Raw genomic sequence first — 22,017 nt, forward strand, 5'->3', positions numbered from 1 at the left:
TGAGGATTCTATCTTGCGGCTCCATGTTCAAACTCTCGCGCCGCATGCAGCTTATTTACGATCATCTTCTGCCCGGAAAGCCCGTCTGGGACTTCTGTTGCGACCACGGCTATATGGGTTTAAACGCCTATGAAAGCGGTTTGTTCACCGAGGTTCACTTTGTCGACCAGGTCCCGCACATCATCGAGCGCCTGGAGCAGCGCTTTCAGAATGAGTACTTCCGCGAAGATTCAGCCTGTCAGGCGTTTTTCCACCCGCAGCCGGGAGGAGCTCTTGAGCTGTCCATCCAAGGCAGCGTGGTGATCGCCGGAGTGGGGGCTCACTCTATTCTGGAAATTATCAGATCTTTGACGGAAAAAGGTGTTCTGAGTGCGGACCGATTGATATTGGGTCCACAGCGTGACGAAGAAAAACTGTTTGTGTGGCTGCAAAATCTGCCGCATTTTTCGTACAAAAGTGATTCCGAAATCCTTGCGATCGACGAAAGAGGTCGAAACCGTAAGTTGTTGATATTCGATAAAATTCTGTAATGTTCGGCGAGTTTTTGACGCGCTCCGAATAGCTATATTAAATGTCTGTAAGACTGTGAACAAAATATTGATTATCAGAGGACCTGCACATAATTGTGTCCTCATGCAGGATGTAAATAAAAACTCAGATTTTAGACAATTTCTTGAAGATGAATTGGCTCGTCGTAGCCAAAACTATCCCCGTTACTCTTTGCGTGCGTTCGCCCGTCACCTGGAAGTGGACTCGTCTTTCTTGTCCAAAATCCTCAACGGCAAACGTACCGTGACGATGAGAACGATTCGTATGTTCGGGGAGCGTTTGAACCTGAATTCGGAAGAGCTTCAGCGTTTTGGTGAAATCAGCCGAGAGAAAAAAATGAAGCGCAAACTGGAGCGTCTATTGGAAAAGATGCCTAGTGAAGAGCGCGAGCATTCCACAATCACTATCAATGTGGATGAGGCCCGTTTGGACGAGGCGAAAGAGAAAATCAAAGGTTTCCGTCGTGAACTGGCTCAGTTCCTTGATAATGGCGTGGTTCAGGGCAAGACTTACCAGATTTCTGTCTCTTTGATTCCTGTAGCCAGCTACGCAGCTGAATAAGCGGCGTCTAAAAAATCAACTCGACACCAAAACCGAGGGAAGCCCCCTCGGTTTTTTTATTGCTCCAGCTCTGCCCCTGGCGGGCTATTGCACATCGAAGATGGGGTTCGGCACCATCAGGCGTGGATAAGGCACGACATTGTTTAATCGCGTGTCGTATTTGAACACCAGATTGCCGACGGCGAACAGGGCCCAGGGTGAAATCACCGAGCCGCGGAATTCTCCATAATAGCGACTGTGAACATTTTGCGCGTTGATGCGCACGTGATCGAAGATTGTGGAATGGCGGGTGGCATTGACCGAAGCTGCACCCACACGTTCAGGTTGTTCACCCCAGTAACCTGACCAAGCCCAGCTGTGACCGGCATAATTAGACATCTGATAGGCGCCATTCCAGCGGCACATTGTTTCGTAGGCCACCACCGGATTTACCAGGGTGCCGCTGCGGTTGATGACTCTTTCATCCAGGACGTGATCATAGTTGGAAACGACCCCCACCCAGTTGTTGAAAAGCTCTTTGGCAAAAGCACACTTCCAAGGATCCACGGAAGCGTCACAAGCCCCGTAATTTCCGTTTGAGATGTATTTGCCTTCCAAATACAACGCATGTTCAGGGCGCAGCGGACAGCGCATCCATTCCCAGGCGCCGGCATCATTGTTGGACTTGATCGTCAGGGCACCCTCGGCGGCGTCGCGAAGGCCGGCGGGATTGGCGGGGTTCACGATTTTCTGAGCATCTTCATAGTTATTCAAAGAGCGGCGAACAAAACGGATGTCATACAAACCAACACCCATATGCAGGTTGCGAGAGCTGGTGATCTGCAAAGTCGGCGAGGCGGCTCCGCCGACATACTGGATGGCGGTGCCGCGGTTGGTTTCAATGAACACGTTACCAGCGACATAGATGGAGCAGCCCACATCGTCTGTCTGGATGTCTGGATTATTCAGGTAAAGTGTCCCACTGATGATAATACTTCCGTGGCAAACAATGGTTCCGTTGTTACGCACGAACTGGCCATAGCCGAAATCATGAATCTGCAGACCGCTGAAGGCGGGTTTGGAATTAGGTCCCTTGTACACAAAAGCTGTGGTGCCGGCAGAAAGCGAGCTGTCCAAGGCCAGAACTTCAGCATCGGAAGGCGCGCGGATCTTGATGGCGGTTCGTAACTGCAATCCCCCTTGAACATTCGGAGCCACCAGTTGCGGGGCTTTGGCAATGGGAGTTGGATCCACCTGCATGAATCCATCACCATCCATCAGGATCGTGCCCTGGCTGTCGGTGATCGGAGAATACTGGTTCCAGCTATTTTGCAGGAAGGATCTTAAATTCACCGGGGCCGAGTTCGGATTTCCGGTGGTCTGTTTGATAAAGTTTTTATCCGTCACAGTGATGTCGGGCATATAGATAGAGCCGGTCACTGAAAAAGCAATCGCCGAGTTGTCGTTGTGATACATGTGGGATCCGGCCAGATTGGCGACGCCCAGAATGTTGTTCGCGTTGCTGTAGTTGGCTTGTGCGATTCCAAAGTCTGTCACGATATCGGCCTGAATATTCGCATGGCACAAAATACAGGACAACTGACGACTGACCGCCAGGGCGGGGTACATGCTCATCACATAGTTATCCACATGCAGACTGAACGTGTCTGAGTCACTGCCGACGCCATCATTCACCGTCAGGCTGATTGCGGTGCCATCAGTGGACGAGCCGTGCGCACTTCCCATCTGCACAGACAGGGTGCCGGTGTTTCCTGAAAGTGAACAACTGGCGATGTCCACATAGTAGGCGTCCGCCGTGATTGCCGAGCAGGTCACCGTTTGTGGGTCTGGATAGGTGGCGTTTCCTCCCGGAGACACCGTGAAGTTTAAATCAAAGATCGAATTGGCAAAACACTTGTTACCGCATTTTTCCAGAGCTGTCCCGCTGGTTCCGGGCCACACTGTCAGTTGCACCGGCTCATTCACAAAGTGGACCGTCACTGCCACATCAGAAGTCACTGCGTGGGCCGCGGGCTGAACCCGGTCGGCGAACTGCACTTTGATATTGCAAGGTCCCCCATGGTGATCTGCACCGCTATAGCGGTTGAAATAGTGGGCTGCCGGAGCAAAAGTGACAGCCCCGTTGCTGGCGTTGATGGAAACACTGCCGTGATCAGAACAAGCGGGCGCATCGGCCGCCAGCAAAGAGTAAGTGCCCAGGCCTTCTTCGTCAGAGTCCACCAGGGCGTCAGACAAAATCACTGTGCTGCCACTGTTGCGATTCAAGCTGGCGGTGGCCGGAATTGAAAGGCTGGGTGTTGTTGAGTCCAGTGTGACAGTGATCTGATTGCTGGAAGAAATATTTCCGGCTTCATCACGGGCCCACATCACAAGGGTGTGGTCGCCGTCAGCCCCAGTCAGGGGTACACTGTTGGTGCCAGCGGCACAGCTGATCCAGTCCGGGTTGTCCAGTGTTGGGGGCGCCGAGCTGTCCTGCACGAAAATCACCTGATAAAAAGAATCCGGTGTCTGGTTGTCATCGTCACAGGACGTGACATCAACTCCGACGGGATTGTCCTGAACGGCACCGTGAGCCGTCGCAATGGATGGCAGGGAGGGTTGGGTCTGATCCAGAGTGTAAGCCAGCGGGAACGGATAGCAGTGAATGTTGCCAGCGGCGTCGCGGGCTTGCACGCTCCAGGCATAAGCGCCTTCTGCGGTCAGGGCGTTTCCAAGAGGGAATTCGAAGCTTCCAGTCACGGCGTCGGCAGTGGCATCAGCCAGTTTATCTCCGGTGCACGCCAGGGAATTAAACAAGGTCACGATGGCTTTGGGTTCAGTCGTTCCCCCCACTGACGGTAGAGGGTTGGGACTGACGGCGGCAGGCAGGATAGTTGCGGCGCCGATGGTCGGAAGAATGCTGTCATAGTGGACCTTGAAGACATCAGACTCTGTGTTTTCTTCTCCCCGGTTGCCAATGGCCGTGCCCTTCGGAAGATTCATTTGAACCGCGCCTTGGGATGAGGGGATCAACTGCACCCGGTAGGTGGTTTTATCAACCTGCTCGATGGCTCCCATTGTCGCATTTTGCAGCGCAAATTGTTCGGGATAGAATTTATCGGGAGGTCGGTTGAAAGTGATCAGGACTTCGATCGGGTTCTTGTTCGTGTAATAGGATGAGCCACTTTCAGAGGCCAGCTCGGCCTTTAACTCTCCATTGTGAACGCTTGCTTTAATACAACCGGTCAGTCCCAAATAAGACATAGCCAGCAATACAATGAATGTTTCAGTAACGTACCGTGTATTCAATTGTGTGTTCCTCGTGCTCTCTATATCGGAATGTTTATGCCGGAATTAAAGTGTTTTTTGCTGAATGGCAGTCGGGTAATGGGCTTGTCTCAACTTTGCCCACTCGCGGAACATGCGATGTGGTAGAATGACAGTACAGACCAAGGGGAATACTATGCGTCTGCTCTGGATCGTATTGGCACTGCTTTGCTATTCCATCGTCACTTCCGCGGCGCAAGTGATTGAGATGATTTCGCCTTATGACAATCCTCCATTTGTGGTTGATCAAAAAAAAGAGCAGGGTCTTGTCTATGATCTGGCATCGTTGCTGTCGGTGCGTTCCCAAGGGAAGTATCAATTCAAAGTTGTTGTCGTACCGCGGGCTCGGTTGCAGAAAATGCTTCTGCGCAGTGGGGTCTATGTGGTGCCTTTGGTTTCTCCGAAGTGGTTTGGGGATGAAAATGAGAAAAAATATCTGTGGACCTCCGCTTTGATGGAGGATGAAAATCTGGTGCTGTCACCGCGCAAGAGGGCTTTGGAGTACGAGAACTCGGCGTCGCTCCAGGGAAAACGGACCTCCATTGTGCTGGGACATGCCATTGAGCCTCTTGACCAGCTGGAAAAGGGAGGCACGGTCAAAACTGAATCCACTCAATCACTGAACAATGGTCTGCGTATGCTGGCGCGAGGTCGCATTGACTTTATGGTGATGGGCCGGATGGTGGCCATTTATCTGATCCGGGATCTGAGGCTGGAGGACGAGATTCATATCTCTGATAAATCGCTGGAGCGATTTGACCGGAAGATCATGGTGTCACCGCAGTCCCAAAAAGAACTGCACAAGTGGCTGGAAGGTGAAATCCAGCGCCTGCGCAGGTCTGGTCAGTGGAAGAAGTATTTGCGTGTGGAAGTGTCTTTACAGAACCACGATGTCGCGACCGACCCGCAATTCATTTGAAACTTTTTGAATGTCATCAGGAATATCGACCAGAACTCCACGCGGGATGTCCTGTTCGATTTTTGTTTTATGTAGCCACGCCAAAAACTCACGCTCAGGACCCCGGCAGATCATCTGACGGTCCTTGCCTTTTTCTTTCAGGCGATCGCCCACCACACGCGCCGCCTTAATGGCTTCGGGTTTGGTTTTTCTCATCAGCACATAGCTCATGGTCAACGTGCGGTTTTTCATTGGCAGTTCGGCTTCCAGGGCCGTGAACCAGGACGGTGCTTTGAAATGTACCCGGTCATGGCACCAGTCGGTTTTAGACTGGGTTAATAGAGGACAAGTCTGTTCGTGCGTGCACGGGGCCCACACGTGATAGCCTTTTTCCAGAAGCTTCTGGCGCAGCTGTAAAAGCTTTCGACCATCCTGCTGGGTGGAGGGTTCGACCAGCATCAGGGCTTCGCATTGATAGGCCCAGTCTGGAAGGTCTGTCAGTTCCGTCAAAGAATAAGAAAACAGCGCCAGGGTTTTTGCGCCGTCTTTCAGGCGGGCCCCGCTGAAGGTGCGCAGCCATTCCTGAGGCGGGAACTGCGGGAAATGTTTTTCAATCAGGTTCTGTGGTTCGGCCGCGCGTTCGATCAGCTGATAGCTGAACTTGTGTTTTTCATTCAAGGTCATTGAAGCCGTCGCCAAGCCCGCACCGAAATCAATTACATGTGAAAGGCCGTTGAAGAATCCACGCTTGTCGGCCTCTTCAATCAGTCCGGTCAGGCGGGTGGAATTCAGCGGCAGGTAATAACAAAGATACGCCACCTGCGCCCAAGATTCGTTCCATGGGGTGGGGCTATCCGGTTTCGCAATAAAGAAGTCCGACAAAGCCAGCACACATTTGGCCAGGGCTTTGGAATCCTTCAACGACAACTTGTAAGTCGCCAGGGCACGGTTGATGGATTCTTCAAAAGAAGCGGGACAGGTGAATTCTCTTTGCATGGGGATATTCTAAAGGGAGGACAGGGTCTGAAGCAAATCTTCGACCTTAATTTTTGCCATACAGTGAAATTCTTCACAGTGGGTGCCGTCGCAGACACTGCCGTCGGCATTTTGGGGCGGGGCTTCGAAAATATGCACCTGAGGTCCACGGGCCGCCCAGCGCAGGGGTTTTTGCACGCGCACGTGCGGGTAAATACCCAGAACCGGAGTGCTCAGCGACGCCGCCATGTGAGCGACTCCTGTGCTTGGCACCACAACCGCTTTGGCGTTCTTAAGCACGGTGAAAAGCTCGGTGGCTGAAAGCAGGCTTTGCAGGCTTAAGACGTTCTTGTGGTCTTTGAAAGTGGCTTTGATCTCCGTCAGCCATTTTTCATCAGCCGGGGTGCCGGTCAGAACCACTTGCGTGGTTTCAGACACCTTTCGGATCAGTTCGATGTAATTGCCAATCGGCCAGTTCAGGGCGGACCCTGCCATACCGGGGTGAACCACGACATAGTTTTGGGCGGTCAGGTGGTATTTGGAAAGAAGCGCCGGGTTTTCCGGGGCCGTCAGTTTCAAAACCGGGGTTTTTACATTTTCGCTGATATTCAGGGCGTGCTTCAGGACATCCAGATTGTAATCAGCCTCGTGTTGAACCGCGAGACTGCGGCGCTGGCGCAGGCCTTTATTCAAAAACAAAAAGCTGTGCCACTGCGAACGCACACCCGCGCGAACGGGCACGCCTTCTGCCCACAGTGCATAGCTGACCCACCACGGGGCCTGCAGACTGACGGCGACATCAGGGCGGTATTCACGCAAGAAGGCTCTGAGTTTTGGCAGAGATTCCTTGGCGTCGTCTTTTTTCAGTTCCAGAAATTTTCTTTGAGGGTCGGCGTTTTCAGGGACGAATCCCAATCCTTTGGCGATCACCCAGTGCTTATCCCAGCCCTCTAAAAAAGAAACCTGATCTACAGGCATGCTGCAGATCAGGTCACCGATTTTATCTAAGCGGATAAGAAGGATGCGCTTCATTACGCCTGATAGTCTTCGATCGAAGGGCAGGAGCAAATCAGGTTTCTGTCACCGTAAGCGTTGTCGACACGGCCAACAACCGGCCAGAACTTGTTACCACGCAACCATTCCACCGGGTACACGGCCTCTTCACGGCTGTACGGATGATTCCATTCAGGTTTCATCAGCATCTGCGCTGTGTGAGGAGCGTTTTTAAGCGCATTGTTTTCTTTGTCCATCTTGCCGGTTTCAACCGCAGCGATTTCTTTGCGGATGGTCACCATGGATTCAATGAAACGATCCAGTTCTTTTTTGGATTCAGATTCAGTTGGCTCGATCATCAAAGTGCCCGCTACCGGGAAGCTCATGGTCGGAGCATGGAAACCAAAGTCCATCAGACGTTTTGCAACGTCAGTCACGTCAATGCCAGAGGTCTTTTTGATCTCGCGAACATCCACGATACACTCGTGCGCCACCAGACCGTTTTTACCTTTGTAAAGAACAGGGTAATGAGCTTCCAGTTTCTTTGCGATGTAGTTCGCACTCAGGATGCTGACCAAAGTGGCTTTGCGCAGACCTTGAGCGCCCATCATGGTGATGTAAGCCCAAGAGATTGGCAGGATGCTGGCGCTGCCCCAAGGAGCCGAAGTCGTTGCAGAGATCCCGTTGGCAGGACCCGCTTCAGGCACCAAAGAGTGTTTCGGCAGGAATTCTGCCAAGTGTGCGCCCACACCGATAGGACCGACACCCGGACCGCCACCACCGTGAGGGATCGAGAAGGTCTTGTGCAGATTCATGTGGGAAACGTCCGGACCGAACACGCCTGGGCGGCACATGCCAACCAAAGCATTCATGTTCGCGCCGTCCATGTAAACCTGACCGCCGTTGTCGTGGATGATCTTGCAGATTTCCACGATACCTTCCTCGAACACGCCGTGTGTGGAAGGGTAAGTGATCATCAATGCTGCCAGATTGTCTTTGTGCTGTTCGGCTTTGGCTTTCAGATCCGCCACATCGACGTTACCCTGATCGTCACACGCCACTACCACAACCTGCATGTTCACCAGTGCTGCTGACGCCGGATTGGTTCCGTGCGCAGAAGACGGGATCAAGCAGATGTTACGATGACCCTGACCGCGGGATTGGTGGTACTTGCGGATCACCAAAAGGCCCGCGTATTCACCTTGAGAACCCGCGTTCGGCTGCAGGCTGACTGCTGCAAAACCAGTGATGTCGCAAAGTTTTTTCTCAAGATCATGGATCATTTCAATCAGGCCCACGGCTTGCGCAGTTGGCGCAAACGGGTGCAGCTTGCTGATTTCAGGCCATGAAACCGGCACAAGCTCTGTTGTCGCATTCAGTTTCATCGTACAAGAACCCAGCGGAATCATGGAATGAGTCAGCGTCAGATCCTTGTTTTGCAGATGGTGAATGTAGCGAAGCATTTCTGTTTCGCTGTGGTGAGAGTTAAACACCTGATGAGTCATGTAAGCTGTAGAGCGAGTCAAATTCGCTGGCAAAGTGACATCGGCCAAAGACTCATCCACAGACAAGGCTGTGAAGCCTGCGGCTTTGCCAAGGTTGAAGGCAGCCCAGATTTGTTCAACGTCTTCCAAAGTCGTTGCTTCGTTCAGGGAAACACCCAGCTTGCCACCACCGTAGTTGCGGAAGTTCATTTGCATCTTTTCAGCCTGAGCGATGATCTCTGCCGCTTTGTCAGTTTTCACTGTCACGGTGTCAAACACGTGACCCGCACCAACTTCAAGATTCAATTTTTTAAGACCCGCAGAAAGGATCGCCGTCAGACGCTGAACGCGCAGAGCGATTTTCTTCAAGCCTGCAGGGCCGTGGTAAACCGCGTACATGGAAGCCATGTTCGCCAGAAGCACCTGAGCCGTACAGATATTGGAAGTCGCTTTTTCACGACGGATGTGTTGTTCGCGAGTTTGCAAAGCCAGACGCAAAGCGGACTTGCCTTGAGAATCCACGCTGACACCCACCAGACGGCCCGGCATCAAACGCTTGAAAGCGTCTTTCGTTGCCAGGAAACCGGCGTGAGGACCACCGAAGCCCAGTGGCACACCAAAGCGCTGGGAATTACCCACCACCATGTCTGCACCCCATTCACCCGGAGGAGTCAGCAATGTCATCGCCAGAAGATCCGTGGAAGCCGTCACCAGCGCGCCATGGTCTTTGTATTTTTTTGCGATGGCAGCATAGTCTTCAACCGTGCCGTTGGTGTTTGGATACTGGAAGAACACACCGAACACAGGTTTTGCGAAATCATATTTCGCCGGATCCATCACGATCATCTCAAAGCCCAGCGGCTCTGCACGAGTGCCGATAACCTCGATCACATGCGGGTGCATGTCCGGGGATACGACAAAGGCGTTTGCTTTGTTTTTGCAAAGAGAGTGCGCCATGAACATCGCTTCAGCCGCGGCCGTGCCTTCATCAAGCAAAGAGGCGTTGGCGATTTCCATGCCGTTCAGATCAGCGATCATCGTTTGGAAGTTCAACAGAGCTTCCAGACGGCCTTGAGAGATCTCTGGCTGATAAGGAGTGTAGGCTGTGTACCACACTGGATTTTCAAAGATGTTTCTTTGAATCACCGTCGGAGTGATGGTGTCGTGGTAACCCATGCCGATATAGTTTTTGTAAACTTTGTTTTTGGAAACCATCTGTTTCAGATGATTCAAAAGACCGTGCTCAGAAATGCCGTTGCCCACATCTGCGTAAGCGTGGGTTGTGCGGATTTGTGCCGGGATCACTTTGTCAGCCATTTGATCCAGGGAATTAAAACCCAGAGTTTTCAGCATCTCGTGGATGTCTGAATCTGTGGGACCAATGTGACGGGGGATAAACTCATTCGTAGGAGAAAGATCAGCGATTTTCATTCACACCTCTATAAACGCCCCGAGACTAACATAACCACCCTCATGGATGAAAGTTCTGCAACGAGAGCGCTTGAGCTAATGCGAGGCGAAATGGGTATAGATTAGGCTATTTTGGCGGCAGCCGCTCGGTTTTTCTGCCCCCGGCGGAAAATGAGGGTCGCGATAAGGCAAAAGCCGAGCCCACCCAGGCTGACGGCAGGCCATTGGCCCCAACTCCAAAGAGTCGAACCCACGTAAGACCCGAGACTTCCTCCGGTAAAGTAGGCAAAGATGTATATCGTGTTCAGGCGGGAGTGGTACTCGGGTGGATGGCTAAACACGCGGGACTGATTGGAGATATGGGCCACCTGAATGCCCAGATCCAGCACCAAAACACCCAGGATGATTCCTGCTACGAAGGTGGAGGAAAGCGCCAGCAGGGCAAAGGCCCCCATGGAGCAGTAAAGACCCATACGGATGGTCGCCGCAGCGCCTTTTTTGTCGGCATAACGCCCGGCCAAAGGAGCCGCCAAAGCACCAATCATTCCCAAGGCCCCAAACAGACCGATGGTTTTCGGATCATAGTTGAACGGAGCGGCCTCCAGCAGGAAGGTCAGCGTCGTCCAGAAGGCCGAGAACGTTCCAAACAAGATTGCGCCCATCAAAGCCGCTTCACGCATGGTGGGAAGTTCGCGGAAAAGCTTGGCCGTGGAAAGCAGCAACGCTTTGTAGGTCCCTTTGAAGTTTGGCTCGGACATCGGCAGCACGAACTGCGACACGATGGAAAGAATCAGGCTGACCGCGCCGGCAAAAATGAACACCGTCTTCCAGCCGAAGTACTGCGCGATAAAGCCAGCCAGGGTTCGTGCCATCAATGAACCAATCAGAATTCCCGACAGGACAATGCCCACGACTTTACCGCGCTCTTCAGGTTTGGCCAGGTTGGCGGCAAAAGGGATCAGCACGGACTGGGAGATGTTGAAGAAACCCATCACGCAGCTGATCGCACAGAACACGCCCAGTGTAGGACTGAACGGAAGTGCGATGGCCAAAAGCCCCGCCATGGTCATGGAACCTTGAATCAGCTTGCGGCGTTCGATCATGTCACCCAGTGGAACCAGGAACAGAATCCCCAACGCATAGCCGATCAATGTGAAGGCAGGGACCAAAGACACCTTGCTTTCCGTCACACCAAATTCACGCGCCAGAATCCCTAGCAGCGGTTGGTTGTAGTACATATTGCCCACAACCAGAATGCAGGTCAGGGTCATGAAGAAAACTTGAGTGCGAGAGAGGCCTTTTCCCATAGGATCCTATAGGTAGTTCATTTGAATGTGATATTCAATCAATAGATGCGAATGTGAACTATTGCTGCGACACTACTGAGTCGCACTCTGAAATAATCTGTTTTACGGGTTTGCCTTTGTGGCAGGATTTACGCAGATCACGAATCAACTTCATTTTCTTGTCTTCGGATTTCAATGCTTCTACGTCGTGAACAAATCCATAGAAGTCACTCAGTACGGCGCCTTGAATTTCAGCGGTGATGACTAGTTTGTCGGTGGTGCTGACGCCGTCCGGATTCTGCTGCCGTTCTTTCAGGCGATCAATCTTGCTCATGATCTTATGCGCTGGAACCATCAGACGGTGAATGCGGCTGATGTCATCGGTGATCAGGCGGAACTCGGGATCTTGCAGCGCACGGGTGCCTTGTTGCTGATAATATTTTTCCAGATAAGCGACTTTATTTTCTTTCAATTGTTCGCGGTCCATGTGGCTGGCATCACACAAAGACGGGCACAGGGGTGGCATATTGGCTTTTTCAAGCTTGCGTACCAGATCACCGATTTCAGCACTCATCATCACAAAGGACCGGGAAGTGTCGAAGGCTTTGCGGAAATTTTCTTTGGAGGATGCCGGAATCAGCTCTTGCGCCGGAGCCTGATCAGCGGTTTTCAAATCCGGAGTCAAAGTGGCTTTGGCCACGGGGTAAGGTTTCTTCTGAACAGAGGTGGTGGTCGCAGGATTTTGAATCAGATAGTCGACCGTGTAGTAAGTGATGACAGCCAATCCGACGAAAGCGCAGGTCACGATCCCCAACGTGAAAAACATCAGATACTTCAATGTGCTGCGCAGAAACTTCATGAACAGAAAGCTAGCAGAAGCGGTGGAATCTGTCAGCCTTATTGATCTCTTTCCAGGGATTCATCGCCCACAGTCTCGTCCGGGGAAGGCAGTGCCTTCAAATTGCGTTTATTTGCTTCCTGGGTCACGGACCGGGCTGACTGTTGGTACAGATATCCGAACAGACCTCGGGCTTGTTCCACAATCGCGGCATCTTTCACGATCACGATCTGTTCGTTGTTGTTTTCGGCGTTTTCACTCGGATTAAAGGATGTTCCCAAAACAGCCGTCGAATCCTCTGGGAAGATAAACACCTTGTGGTGAATTTTGGACGTGGTCTTCACCGCCGTGCCATCTTCCAGGCGGAAGTGGCGTTCTCCGTAAATCGCAGGCGCTGTACGGATCTTGTTCTGAAGGTCCGTCACACCCGCAGCACCCAGGGCCTGCAGAATCGGAGCTTCTCCATCGGTCAGATATTTGCCGGAAGGCAGATCTTTCTTCAAACCTGACAACAACAGGAACGCACTCCATTCACGCATGGCAAACGGGGTGTCACCGACAGAGCGGAAATCAAACTGACCTTTTTCACTCATGTCACGGGCCGCACGTTCAATCAGCGCGCTTTGAATTTGCTTGGAAGAAAACGCAAAATGCACCGCCTCGATCGGGCCTTTGGAGTTTTGAATCAAAGGCACGAAGATGCTTTTGTTCACATCACCTTCCCCGCCGTTGGGCGAGAATGACAGGACGATGTAAGAGGCTTCCTCATTCGGGCCTTTCTTTTCACCCATGATTTTGTAACTGCCACTGATCGGGTACTGGCTTTGGCCACGGATTTTGTATTCCAGGGTTTTCTTAAGCTCGGCCTTGGTGGCTTGCGCTGGCAAAGTGCCCAGAATCATCAAAGCATGATTGGCGTTGGGGATGGAAAATTCATTGCGTTTTTCCGGTGGCAGATTCACCAGATCCCCTTCAGGACCGATGCAGCTTTGCGTGAAGTTGCCGGACAGAAACAGCACCGCCGCCTTTGGGCCAAACGGGTCCCGCAGAATGATCTTCTGATGATTCAGGCCCACGGATTTTACTGCGACCGTTTTAAAACTTTCACCTTCCAAAGTGGCAAGATCATCAAAGATGGCTTTCACTTCAGGACGGGTGTTGATCGTGCCGGCATCAATGCCTCCTGTGACCTTCACACCTTTTTTCGTGTGCTGGTTTTTCAAAGCATCGGCGATCACTTTCAGATCGAAATCAAAAACATTGTACCAGATTTCCTGCTCGGCCCCAGTGATGAAGTCCACGACGACTTTGCGCAGGTCATCGCCCGGTAAGGTGCGGGTTTTGCCGTTGATGGTTTTTAGATGCGGGTGATTGATGAATAAACGCATGCCACGGAATCCCGGAGACCCACCCGGCAGATCCATTGTCAGGGGCTGGGACGGGCTTTCGTATTTAGCCAGTTGTTCGGCAAAGCGCGGGGTTTGCACCACGGTCTTCAGTTGGGTTTTAACTTCTTTTAAATAGGCGGCGTAGGCCTCGGGTGATTCACTTTGGGTTTTGGCCAACTTTGCCGTCGTGTCTTCAAGGATCGCGATGTATTCAGGATTTTTCTTCAGCAAGAACACCAACTGACTTTGAGTCAGGGGATTTTTCTGCTGAACGATGGATTCGTTCAGGGCCTTATAGAGGTCCTTTTGGGTCATGGTTTTGAAAGCCACATCAAAGATCCGGGCATAGTCATAGCTGTCGGCCAGGGCCGGGGCGACCAGGATCTGAAGAACGAATAAGCTAAAGAATAATAACTTCTTAACCATTCCCTGAAATACAGCAATTCCCCCGCCATTCGGAGGAAAGCTTATATTTGATATGGAACCCATAGGCCGGGGTCTGAGGGCCCAAAACCGTCACCGGGGGGCCTTTTAGGGAATAAAAAAACGGACCGAAGGTGGTTCGGTCCGTTTTAGGTTTTGGGTTTAGCGGATGAAAACTAGATCGCCAGACGGCAGGAAGCTTCCATCAGAATTTCACGACTCCACAGGGTCCATTTCATTTCGTCCTCTTCCGTGCGCAAAACGCCGTCAGCGTATGAACGGGACACGTTGGTTTCGTAAACTTCAATATAGAATTTGCCAGCGCTCTGGTTGCGCACGCTGATCTGATAGTTGTCATAAGTGCCGATGGCAGCATTTTTACCGACAACAGTGGACACTTTCGTGTCGACCATCACTTCATTGTTCACAGAAATTTTGCAGAAAAGATCCTGTGCCTGAGCCGCAGCGCCAGACAACAAAACTGTGAGTGAAAGAAGCAGGTGTTTCATAGTAGTCCCTCCATGGATGTCTATTCATGCTGTCAGCGGCAAACACAAAGTGTCCACAGTTTATCGCGGAACAAGACAAAAGGTCCCCAAGCCACAAGATCAAGGACCGGGAAAAAAAAGGTACCTGCTTACTTTTGCATAAACATCGCGTTGGGAGCGCCGCTTCTGCAAAAGTAAGCAGGTACCTTTTGGGGGTTGGGAATAAAAAAAGGAAGGCTTGGGGCCTTCCTTTTTTGTGACTTAAGTTTTTTCGAGAGGAATTACTTCTTCTTGGAAACTTTTTTGGTCGTTTTTTTAACGGCAGCTTTTTTTACTGTCGCTTTTTTCTTTGTTGTTGCAGCTGGTTTAGCAGCGGCTTTTTTGGAAGAAGCTTTTTTAGTCGTTTGTTTTTTGAACAAGGACTTTTCTAGCTTGGTCTTTTGAACGATGGCTTTCTTTTTGTAAGCCTGGATGTTTTTTTCCAGATCGTCCGCAGACTTTTTGATTTTGGAAATAGTGCTGTTCACTTCTTTTTCCAATTTAGCTTCGGAAGTGGACAGAACTTTTACGATCTCCTGATATTTCTTCCAAGCCAGTTCGATCTTGTCTTCTTTTTCCTGATCAAAACGGCCTTTAAGCTCAGACTCTTTCTTTTTGATCTCGTCGCTCAGCTTCTGAAAGCTTTCAAGAAGGTTTTGGACGTTTTTGTTGCCAGAAAGATTTTCTAGAATTTTTTGGAAAGCTGCAGTTGCCACAAGGTCTCCTTTGTTTACATTCCCAACATACACCCGCAAGAGGGGAATTCATAGCCCCTTAGGGCTATTTTGACGTAAAATTAATAGTTTCAAGCCATACTTCGCGTTGGGCAGAAAACTGACCAGAGAACTTCTCCAGCCCCTTTTCGCGCATTTGCATCGCGTACTCAGACATATAGGTCTTGATCGCGTCTTCATCCTTGAGGGTGTAAATGATCTTCACATCTTTACTGGAAGCCTCCATGGCGCCGCCTTTACGCAAGCAAAGCTCCGCTTTGATAAAGCCGGGTAGAGCAAGTACTTCAGCGATGTGTTCGTTTTTAAGCCATTCGACGTACTCAGGGTATGTTTCCCAACGAACTGCCAGTTGAACGATATAGGTAACCATGACGCTCCTTAAAGAGTGAATTTAAAGTCCTTGATTAGCATGCCCGGCACTTTTTTGCCACCTAAAGCGCGGCTTTCATAAGTGGAAACCATCGGGTCCACCTCTTGGAAGTCCGTCACGGCCAGCAGGTTTTCACCCAGGCAGTCAAACAGGCTTTCGTCAAAACGCAGATCCGCGATCGGCGCCACGATTTCACCGTTTTCAACCCAGAAACAAGCATAGCGGGTCATCCCGGTGATACGCGCATTCAGACGGTCCGACCAGTTCAGGTAATGCAAGTTCGACAAATAGAGTCCGGTGCCTAGTTCTTTCAAAATGTCGTCTTTTTTCAAGGACCCAGGCAGGATCTCCATCGCACGAGGACCTTCGTGGGAATCCCCGGCGTTGCCTTCCACACCGTATTCCTTGGCTGAACGGCTGCTGATCACATAGCTGTCCAACTGGCCGTTGGAGATCAGCTTCAGCGTTTCCGGAGCCAGTTCCCCCAACGAGTTATAACGATGGGTCAGACCCATGGCATAGTTTTCACGCACACTGAAAAGCGGAGACAGGGACTTTTCCTTGTCCGCCAGTTTCATCAAAGCGCTGCCCCCTTGTTTGTAGGCGTTAAAACTCAACGCCCCCCAAGAGAACATCGAAGCCAACTCCGCCACGGCGCCCGGAGCCAGATAAGTGCGGTAAGCACCTGGCTGCAGGACTTTCTTCGGGCGGTCCATCAGACTCAGCTGATTTTTACTTTGGGCAATATTCGCCTCAAACTCTTTTTGGTCCCAGTGAGTCCCGGCATAGATCGACTTCACGGCTTTTTCACCCATGTACAGGGAATAGTCCACGAAGAAGTTTTCCGTCGCAAACCAGTGGCTTTGACCGGCCGAGTTTTTGTTCGCAGAAATGATCGGACCCGCACAGTAAAGACCGGCGAAGTCAGCACCCGTTGCCGGAGTGGTGATGGCCTTGATCACCTCTTCGTCTTTCAACAAAGAGCCTTTAAACGTGCTGTCGCTGGTGCCGTTGTTGACGATGGCCACCTGGTACGGATCTTCCGGCAGCAGGGCGCATTCCTGGCGGGCTTGATCCAGCCAGAACTCGACACGCTGTTTGTCTTCATCGATTTCGCCCGTGATCGAGAAGTTGATATTCGCGGTCTTGCCGTCTTTTTGCAGGGTCAAAGTCAGAGAGCGCTGTTCAACGTGCGTGTTCTGACGGACTTTGTTGGCGTTGAAACGCACGAACAGGGATTCTTCTGCGTGCAGATTCACGTTGGCAGCCTCATCTTTTTTCAGAAGTGCCAAGAGGTGATCGGCAACGATGTTGAAGGACTGTTTTGTTTTCTCTGTAAAATTAAGCACCGAACACCTCGACATCAGCAAATAGACAGTACGGTGTGGTGTGGCCCACACGGATCACCTGATTTGGTTCACCTTTACCGCAGTAAGGGGAGCCAAAGGTCTCGCGATTTTCGCTGACGGCCTTCAGGTTGTTCCAGAACTTCACGGTGGTGCCGCGATAGTTTGGATTTTTCACAGTCTTGGTCAGTTTGCCGTTTTCAATCAGCTTCCCGTATTCGCAGCCGAACTGGAATTTGTTGCGATAGTCATCAATCGACCAGGACTTGTTCGCCAGCATGAACACGCCACGCTCGACAGAGGCGATCATGTCTTCCAGTTTGGAAGTGCCCGGCTCCAGGTTGATGTTCGCCATGCGATCAATCGGCGCACGATTCCAGGATGAGGATCTGGAATTCGCCACACCCGGCAGGTTCAGACGGCTTTGTGATTCGAGTCCGCCCAGACCGCGCACCAACAACCCGTTGTGAATCAGGAATTCTTTGGTCGCGGGATGACCGGAATCATCAAACGCGTAAGACGCCAAGGCATCTTCGATGGTCGGATCGAAAGTCACGTTCATCAGTTTGGAGCCGTATTGCAGGTGTCCGAAGTCTTCAGGTTTTACGAAGCTCCAGCCGGCATAGTTTCTTTCATCACCTAAAATTCTGTCATATTCCAGCGGGTGACCGATGGATTCATGCACTTGCAAAGTCATCTGGTCCGGGGCCAGCAACAAATCCATGGAAGTGTCCGGGCAGTTGTCGGCAGAAAGCAGCTCAACCGCTTCTTCCGCCAGTTTTTTGGAACGCTCCAGGATGGAAGCGCGGTCAAAGACCTCGGCACCCACCTGAAGACAGCGGGCCAAGCCGCCGCTGTCAGAACGGGTCTGGGTTTCACCGCCGGCAGCAGCTGTTGCCGAGAAGTCCGTGTTCACGATCGAGAAGCTTTGTTCGAAATCGGAACCAGAAGATGTCACCGTATGGAAGTGAGTTTCCACGATCATCGCTGTGGCTGAACGGCTGACGATTTTATCGGAAACTTTCATGGCGCGAGTTGCGTCCACGAAAATGTCCGAGATCTCTTTGGCTGAGAAAGAATCCAGAGGTTTTACCACCGGGGATTTGTAAGTTCCTTTTGCAATCGGGCGCTGGTCCACAGAGAAGTTGTGAACTTTGTGCGAGCTGGCCGCCTTGGCCATCAGAATGGCTTTGTCCAAAGCGCGTTTGATCCCCGCACTGCTCAGGTCACTGGTGCCGGAAAAGCCAAAATGGCCCTCGACCAAAACCTCGACCATGACCCCTTGATCGAAACTGATCACGTTACGGTCCGGCTTTTCATCGCGAACCATGCGGTAGGTGGTTTTTTCAGTCACGTGACGCAAACTGACCCAGTCAGCGGATCCTTTGAGTGTGTGGAGGGTTCTTTGCAAATCCATTAAAGACCTCTTTTCCGAGTAGAATTAAGCACTTCCAATAACCAATCATGCCCCAAAAGACAACCTCGAAGGGCCGTTTGTGAAAAGTCTTATCGACCGATACCCGACGGGGCGAGGGTGGGGAGGGAGTGCCAGAATGGGTTGGCAAGGGCTTTGCTTTATACATTCTCAGGGAGGTTGCTGGTGTCATAAGGAACCAGCACATAAAGGGGATGGATATGAGAGTTCTTCTGGCACTTCTAGCAACAGGTTTCATGGTGATGGTGACTTACTTGGGTCCGGCGAATGCTTCGACTCTGGCGACTCCAAGCTGCAAGATGACTTCCGAAGGTATCTTCGAGGGCTCTTGGGTGAAGCACCGTATCGTGGTGAACGAAGATGTTGTTTACGGTGCGAATGACATGGATTCCATCCTGTCCCAGCTTGATTCCTTGCGTGATCAGGGCCTTTGCCATTAAAGTGGCAGGGCTTTGAGCCGAAATGACTTTTTAACCCAGATTTGGAAGCCCTATCCCGCAATGCCTGAAAATGCTCAGGCGGCCGGGCGTATTTATCAGATCGAACGCGAAGGCGACGCTTTAAAGCTGGTCCTGCACCGCGATTCCGAAACTCACAAAATCCATTTTGAAAAAGCCCCGAAGCACTCTGAATTTTTGATTGAGGGTGACATCGTTGCCGTTGTCTCGGCCTCTGAAGTGGTGCTGCTGGCGCCGCAAAAGCAATCCCTGCCGAATCGTTCCTATAACAAGGAATTGACTCAAAATTGGGGCACCTATCTGCAATCTTTACGTGAATTCTTTGTTTCTAAAGGCTTTGTGGAATTGAAGACGCCGTCGCTGGTGGTCTGTCCGGGGACGGAGCCCAGTCTGGATGTTTTTTCCACGAACTTGAAGATCGGTTCGCGCCAGCAGAAATTGTTTTTACCCACAAGCCCTGAACTGCATTTGAAAAAGGCTTTGGCATTGGGGGCAGAAAAAATCTTTGAGCTGGCTCCGTGTTTCCGTAACGGCGAAGTTACTGAAAGACATCAGCCTGAATTTTTGATGCTGGAGTGGTATCGTGCGTATGCCTCTTTAAAGTTGATTAAAGAAGACACCGTCAAACTGGTCAGCCATCTGGCGCAAGCGATGAAAGTCGCAGGCCCAGTGAAGGTGACTTCATATTCCGTGGCCGAGCTTTTCAAAATTCACTGTGGTTTTGAATTGAAGCCGGACACGTCCAAAGAGGAGCTGAAAACGCTGGCGGAAAAAATCGGTGTCGATGTTCGCAGCGCTGAAAGCATTGATGACTATTTCTTTCTGATCTTCATGGATAAAATTGAAAGCCAACTGCCTGCCGATGAGCTGGTGTTTGTCGAAAAGTACCCTCCGTATCAAGCCGCTCTGGCGCGTTTGACATCGGATGGCTGGGGCGACCGCTTTGAGGCTTATTGGAAAGGCATGGAGCTTTGCAATGCCTTCCATGAGCTGAACGACCCCACGGTGCAGCGTCTGCGTTCCCAGGAAGACCTGCAGAAGAAATCTGAAATGCACAAGGAGCCCGTCAGTCTGGATGATGAGTTCTTCCAGTGCCTGGAGGCTGGACTTCCACCTAGTGGTGGCATCGCCTTGGGCGTCGAACGTTTGTTTATGGCCTTGCTGGGGCTGCAAAATATCTCGGACCTTCGTTTGTTTCCTCAACAGAATTAAGTTCAGTTTTATTATTTCTAATTAAGCTCAGTCTAGTTCGGACCCCAAAGGACTGCCCATCTTTACTGTTCTTTGTCAGTCTTTCAGAGCGATTAATGTGGATTAACTTCCAACAGAAAACTCAATACGAAGGAAAGGACAGAGAATGTTTTCCAAAAATTCTCGAGTGAAAATGGTCGCCGGAATGGTGACGGCAGTGACAGGGACAGCACTTTTAATTTCAGCTTGCAGTGGCGGGGGATCTAGCAGTCCTTCGGAAGACTCTGCATTGGTGATCAGCGGTGGTTTTTCAGGCGTCAGCTTGCAGTCTATGCAAAAGCCGATGGCAAAAGCCGGTGATCTGACGACCTTTGCGGCTTCGGATTACACCGTGATCTGCGCGATGATGGTGGAACCTTTTACTGCGGGGCACAGTGCTCTTTCTGATGATGGAACTTTCTCTTTGTCCATCACGGGCGGTGCGGGTCAGCCGATTGGCTGTATGATTGTTAAATCAGGCAAGCGTGTTGCTGACTTCGAGTTCACTGCGGAAGAAGCCGGGATGACGGGTGCGACCGGTGGTTCCGGCCTTGCCGTCAATCAAGGTGCGACGACCATTCAACTTCCGACGGATTTGTCCATCTCAGATGCCAAGGTGTCTGTGCCGGTGGCAAATATCACGCAGAACTCTTCAGTGGCTCCGTCCGTTGTTTGGGCCGATCCTACGGGGACCTGGAGCATCACCGGTGCTTGTGAAACATCTTTGAATCAAAACGGTATTCCAGTGACAAGCTGTAACGGGGCCCAGAGCGCCGAAGACATTCCAACATCGGTTTATCTGAAGCAGTTGCAGGCGACCAAAGCAGGTGCCACTAAAACGGGTCTTTCTGTTTGGAAAGATGCCGCGGCTCGCACGGCGTGCGGTGATAAAGAGGGCATCACTCTTGATGGCGGCTGGACAGCGACAGGCGGCTGGGCTGGTGCAATGACCGGCGGTGTGTCCATGGATATCAGTGACACCACGAAACTTGGCACACTGACGACAAAGGCCAAGGCCCGAATGCATCCTGATCATACCAACACCATGACTGCAGTTTGCGGTAAAACCACAAAAACGGGCGGCGGTGCGATCGTTTCCGGTACCACACTTTGCAGCGAAGTTGACTTCTCTGGCGGTGGCTGGGGCATGAGCGAAGACGCCTGCAAACTTTATTGTGTGATGGGCGCATTGAGCAACGGCGGCGACAATCCAGACTTCGACTGGGGTGCTGCAACTTGCAAAAAACGCTACAGAGTCTTCTGGGAAAACAACAACGAACTGTCTTCGGATAAAGACTACAACAATGGCAACGGCAATCAGGCCGGTGTTTTCGCTACAGGCACTTGTTCTGACACGTCCTTCGACGGATGCCGTGACACGGGTTCCGGCAAGGTTTTGTTCCAGATGGAAAAAGCCCAGGACCAGTTCATGCTGGGTGAATTGTTCATCATCGGCAACGTGGGCACTGTGATGGAAAATCATCACTTCAATTCCACTTTCCCGAATGCAGACCGCACCGGCACGATCACTTGCGGTGGTACTTACATCGACAAGATGACCATGACCCAAATCAGTGCGACAACAGCGTCTGTGACAGTTGAGAATAACTTTGTAGCTGATCTTTCAAATCCGGCAGAGTGTGCGACTAACGAACACTTCTCCAAAAACTCGGATGAAGAGCGCAGCATGACTTTGAAGCTGGTAAAACAGTAATCTGCACAATAGAAGGAAACTTCCTAAAAGCCCCCGCAGAAATGTCGGGGGCTTTTTTTATTCCATACATAAGTCTTGAAGTGCTTCACTTT

Annotated in this window: 18 protein-coding genes; 6 read left to right on the plus strand and 12 right to left on the minus strand. The window is 51.3% G+C overall.

Annotation, left to right across the window (positions count from 1 at the left end; all coding sequences use genetic code 11):
* Positions 1 to 23: 23 nt before the first annotated feature.
* Entirely contained in the window at positions 24 to 530 is a 507-nt protein-coding gene (locus tag BD_RS03135) for an SAM-dependent methyltransferase (RefSeq protein ID WP_226987988.1), read from the plus strand.
* A 154-nt stretch (positions 531 to 684) separates the two neighbouring features.
* Positions 685 to 1,110: a DUF4423 domain-containing protein gene (locus tag BD_RS03140; protein ID WP_226987989.1), complete on the plus strand. Its 426-nt coding sequence runs from the start codon at positions 685 to 687 to the stop codon at positions 1,108 to 1,110.
* Between the two features lie 84 nt (positions 1,111 to 1,194).
* Here the strand turns inward: BD_RS03140 and BD_RS03145 are convergent, their stop codons facing one another.
* On the minus strand, positions 1,195 to 4,398 hold the full coding sequence (locus BD_RS03145; protein ID WP_011163249.1) for an Ig-like domain-containing protein: 3,204 nt from the start codon (positions 4,396 to 4,398) through the stop codon (positions 1,195 to 1,197).
* Positions 4,399 to 4,552: 154 nt separating this feature from the next.
* On the opposite strand from BD_RS03145, the gene BD_RS03150 reads away from it, so the two are divergent.
* On the plus strand, positions 4,553 to 5,335 hold the full coding sequence (locus BD_RS03150) for a substrate-binding periplasmic protein (RefSeq protein ID WP_041583454.1): 783 nt from the start codon (positions 4,553 to 4,555) through the stop codon (positions 5,333 to 5,335).
* Here the strand turns inward: BD_RS03150 and BD_RS03155 are convergent.
* The 11 genes from BD_RS03155 to BD_RS03210 form a co-directional block, all read right to left on the minus strand.
* Positions 5,294 to 6,310 (minus strand): small ribosomal subunit Rsm22 family protein, encoded by a 1,017-nt coding sequence (locus BD_RS03155; protein WP_011163251.1) that lies wholly within the window; start codon positions 6,308 to 6,310, stop codon positions 5,294 to 5,296. The genes BD_RS03150 and BD_RS03155 overlap by 42 nt on opposite strands.
* 9 nt (positions 6,311 to 6,319) lie before the next feature.
* Positions 6,320 to 7,321 (minus strand): glycosyltransferase family 9 protein, encoded by a 1,002-nt coding sequence (locus tag BD_RS03160; RefSeq protein ID WP_038451469.1) that lies wholly within the window; start codon positions 7,319 to 7,321, stop codon positions 6,320 to 6,322.
* Positions 7,321 to 10,197, minus strand: coding sequence for an aminomethyl-transferring glycine dehydrogenase (gene gcvP, locus BD_RS03165; protein ID WP_011163253.1), 2,877 nt, complete (start codon positions 10,195 to 10,197; stop codon positions 7,321 to 7,323). The genes BD_RS03160 and gcvP overlap by 1 nt, the downstream gene beginning before the upstream one ends.
* A gap of 101 nt (positions 10,198 to 10,298) precedes the next feature.
* Entirely contained in the window at positions 10,299 to 11,483 is a 1,185-nt protein-coding gene (locus BD_RS03170; protein WP_011163254.1) for an MFS transporter, read from the minus strand.
* Positions 11,484 to 11,541: 58 nt separating this feature from the next.
* Positions 11,542 to 12,321, minus strand: a complete 780-nt coding sequence (locus tag BD_RS03175; protein ID WP_011163255.1) for a hypothetical protein — start codon at positions 12,319 to 12,321, stop codon at positions 11,542 to 11,544.
* 38 nt (positions 12,322 to 12,359) lie between these two features.
* The gene (locus BD_RS03180; RefSeq protein WP_157865641.1) at positions 12,360 to 14,114 is read right to left on the minus strand and encodes a hypothetical protein; all 1,755 of its coding nucleotides are present in this window, start codon (positions 14,112 to 14,114) and stop codon (positions 12,360 to 12,362) included.
* Positions 14,115 to 14,287: 173 nt separating this feature from the next.
* On the minus strand, positions 14,288 to 14,620 hold the full coding sequence (locus tag BD_RS03185; RefSeq protein ID WP_011163257.1) for a hypothetical protein: 333 nt from the start codon (positions 14,618 to 14,620) through the stop codon (positions 14,288 to 14,290).
* 260 nt (positions 14,621 to 14,880) lie between these two features.
* Complete coding sequence (locus BD_RS03195) at positions 14,881 to 15,354, minus strand: actin-binding protein (RefSeq protein ID WP_226987992.1); 474 nt, start codon at positions 15,352 to 15,354, stop codon at positions 14,881 to 14,883.
* A gap of 64 nt (positions 15,355 to 15,418) precedes the next feature.
* Positions 15,419 to 15,742: a DUF4286 family protein gene (locus BD_RS03200; RefSeq protein WP_011163259.1), complete on the minus strand. Its 324-nt coding sequence runs from the start codon at positions 15,740 to 15,742 to the stop codon at positions 15,419 to 15,421.
* A gap of 8 nt (positions 15,743 to 15,750) precedes the next feature.
* Positions 15,751 to 17,091: a TldD/PmbA family protein gene (locus BD_RS03205; RefSeq protein ID WP_173362278.1), complete on the minus strand. Its 1,341-nt coding sequence runs from the start codon at positions 17,089 to 17,091 to the stop codon at positions 15,751 to 15,753.
* Positions 17,084 to 18,505, minus strand: coding sequence for a TldD/PmbA family protein (locus BD_RS03210; RefSeq protein WP_011163261.1), 1,422 nt, complete (start codon positions 18,503 to 18,505; stop codon positions 17,084 to 17,086). The genes BD_RS03205 and BD_RS03210 overlap by 8 nt, the downstream gene beginning before the upstream one ends.
* A gap of 218 nt (positions 18,506 to 18,723) precedes the next feature.
* On the opposite strand from BD_RS03210, the gene BD_RS03215 reads away from it, so the two are divergent.
* The 3 genes from BD_RS03215 to BD_RS03225 all read left to right on the plus strand — a co-directional run bounded on the left by BD_RS03215 (position 18,724) and on the right by BD_RS03225 (position 21,925).
* Positions 18,724 to 18,963, plus strand: a complete 240-nt coding sequence (locus tag BD_RS03215) for a hypothetical protein (protein WP_041583456.1) — start codon at positions 18,724 to 18,726, stop codon at positions 18,961 to 18,963.
* 60 nt (positions 18,964 to 19,023) lie between these two features.
* Positions 19,024 to 20,193 carry an EF-P lysine aminoacylase EpmA gene (gene epmA / locus BD_RS03220; RefSeq protein WP_050792894.1) on the plus strand — a complete coding sequence of 390 codons (1,170 nt, stop codon included), beginning with the start codon at positions 19,024 to 19,026 and terminating at the stop codon, positions 20,191 to 20,193.
* Positions 20,194 to 20,359: 166 nt separating this feature from the next.
* Complete coding sequence (locus BD_RS03225; protein WP_231839269.1) at positions 20,360 to 21,925, plus strand: hypothetical protein; 1,566 nt, start codon at positions 20,360 to 20,362, stop codon at positions 21,923 to 21,925.
* Positions 21,926 to 22,017: the final 92 nt, after the last annotated feature.

Source organism: Bdellovibrio bacteriovorus HD100 (genome assembly GCF_000196175.1).
Classification (GTDB): Bacteria; Bdellovibrionota; Bdellovibrionia; order Bdellovibrionales; family Bdellovibrionaceae; genus Bdellovibrio; species Bdellovibrio bacteriovorus.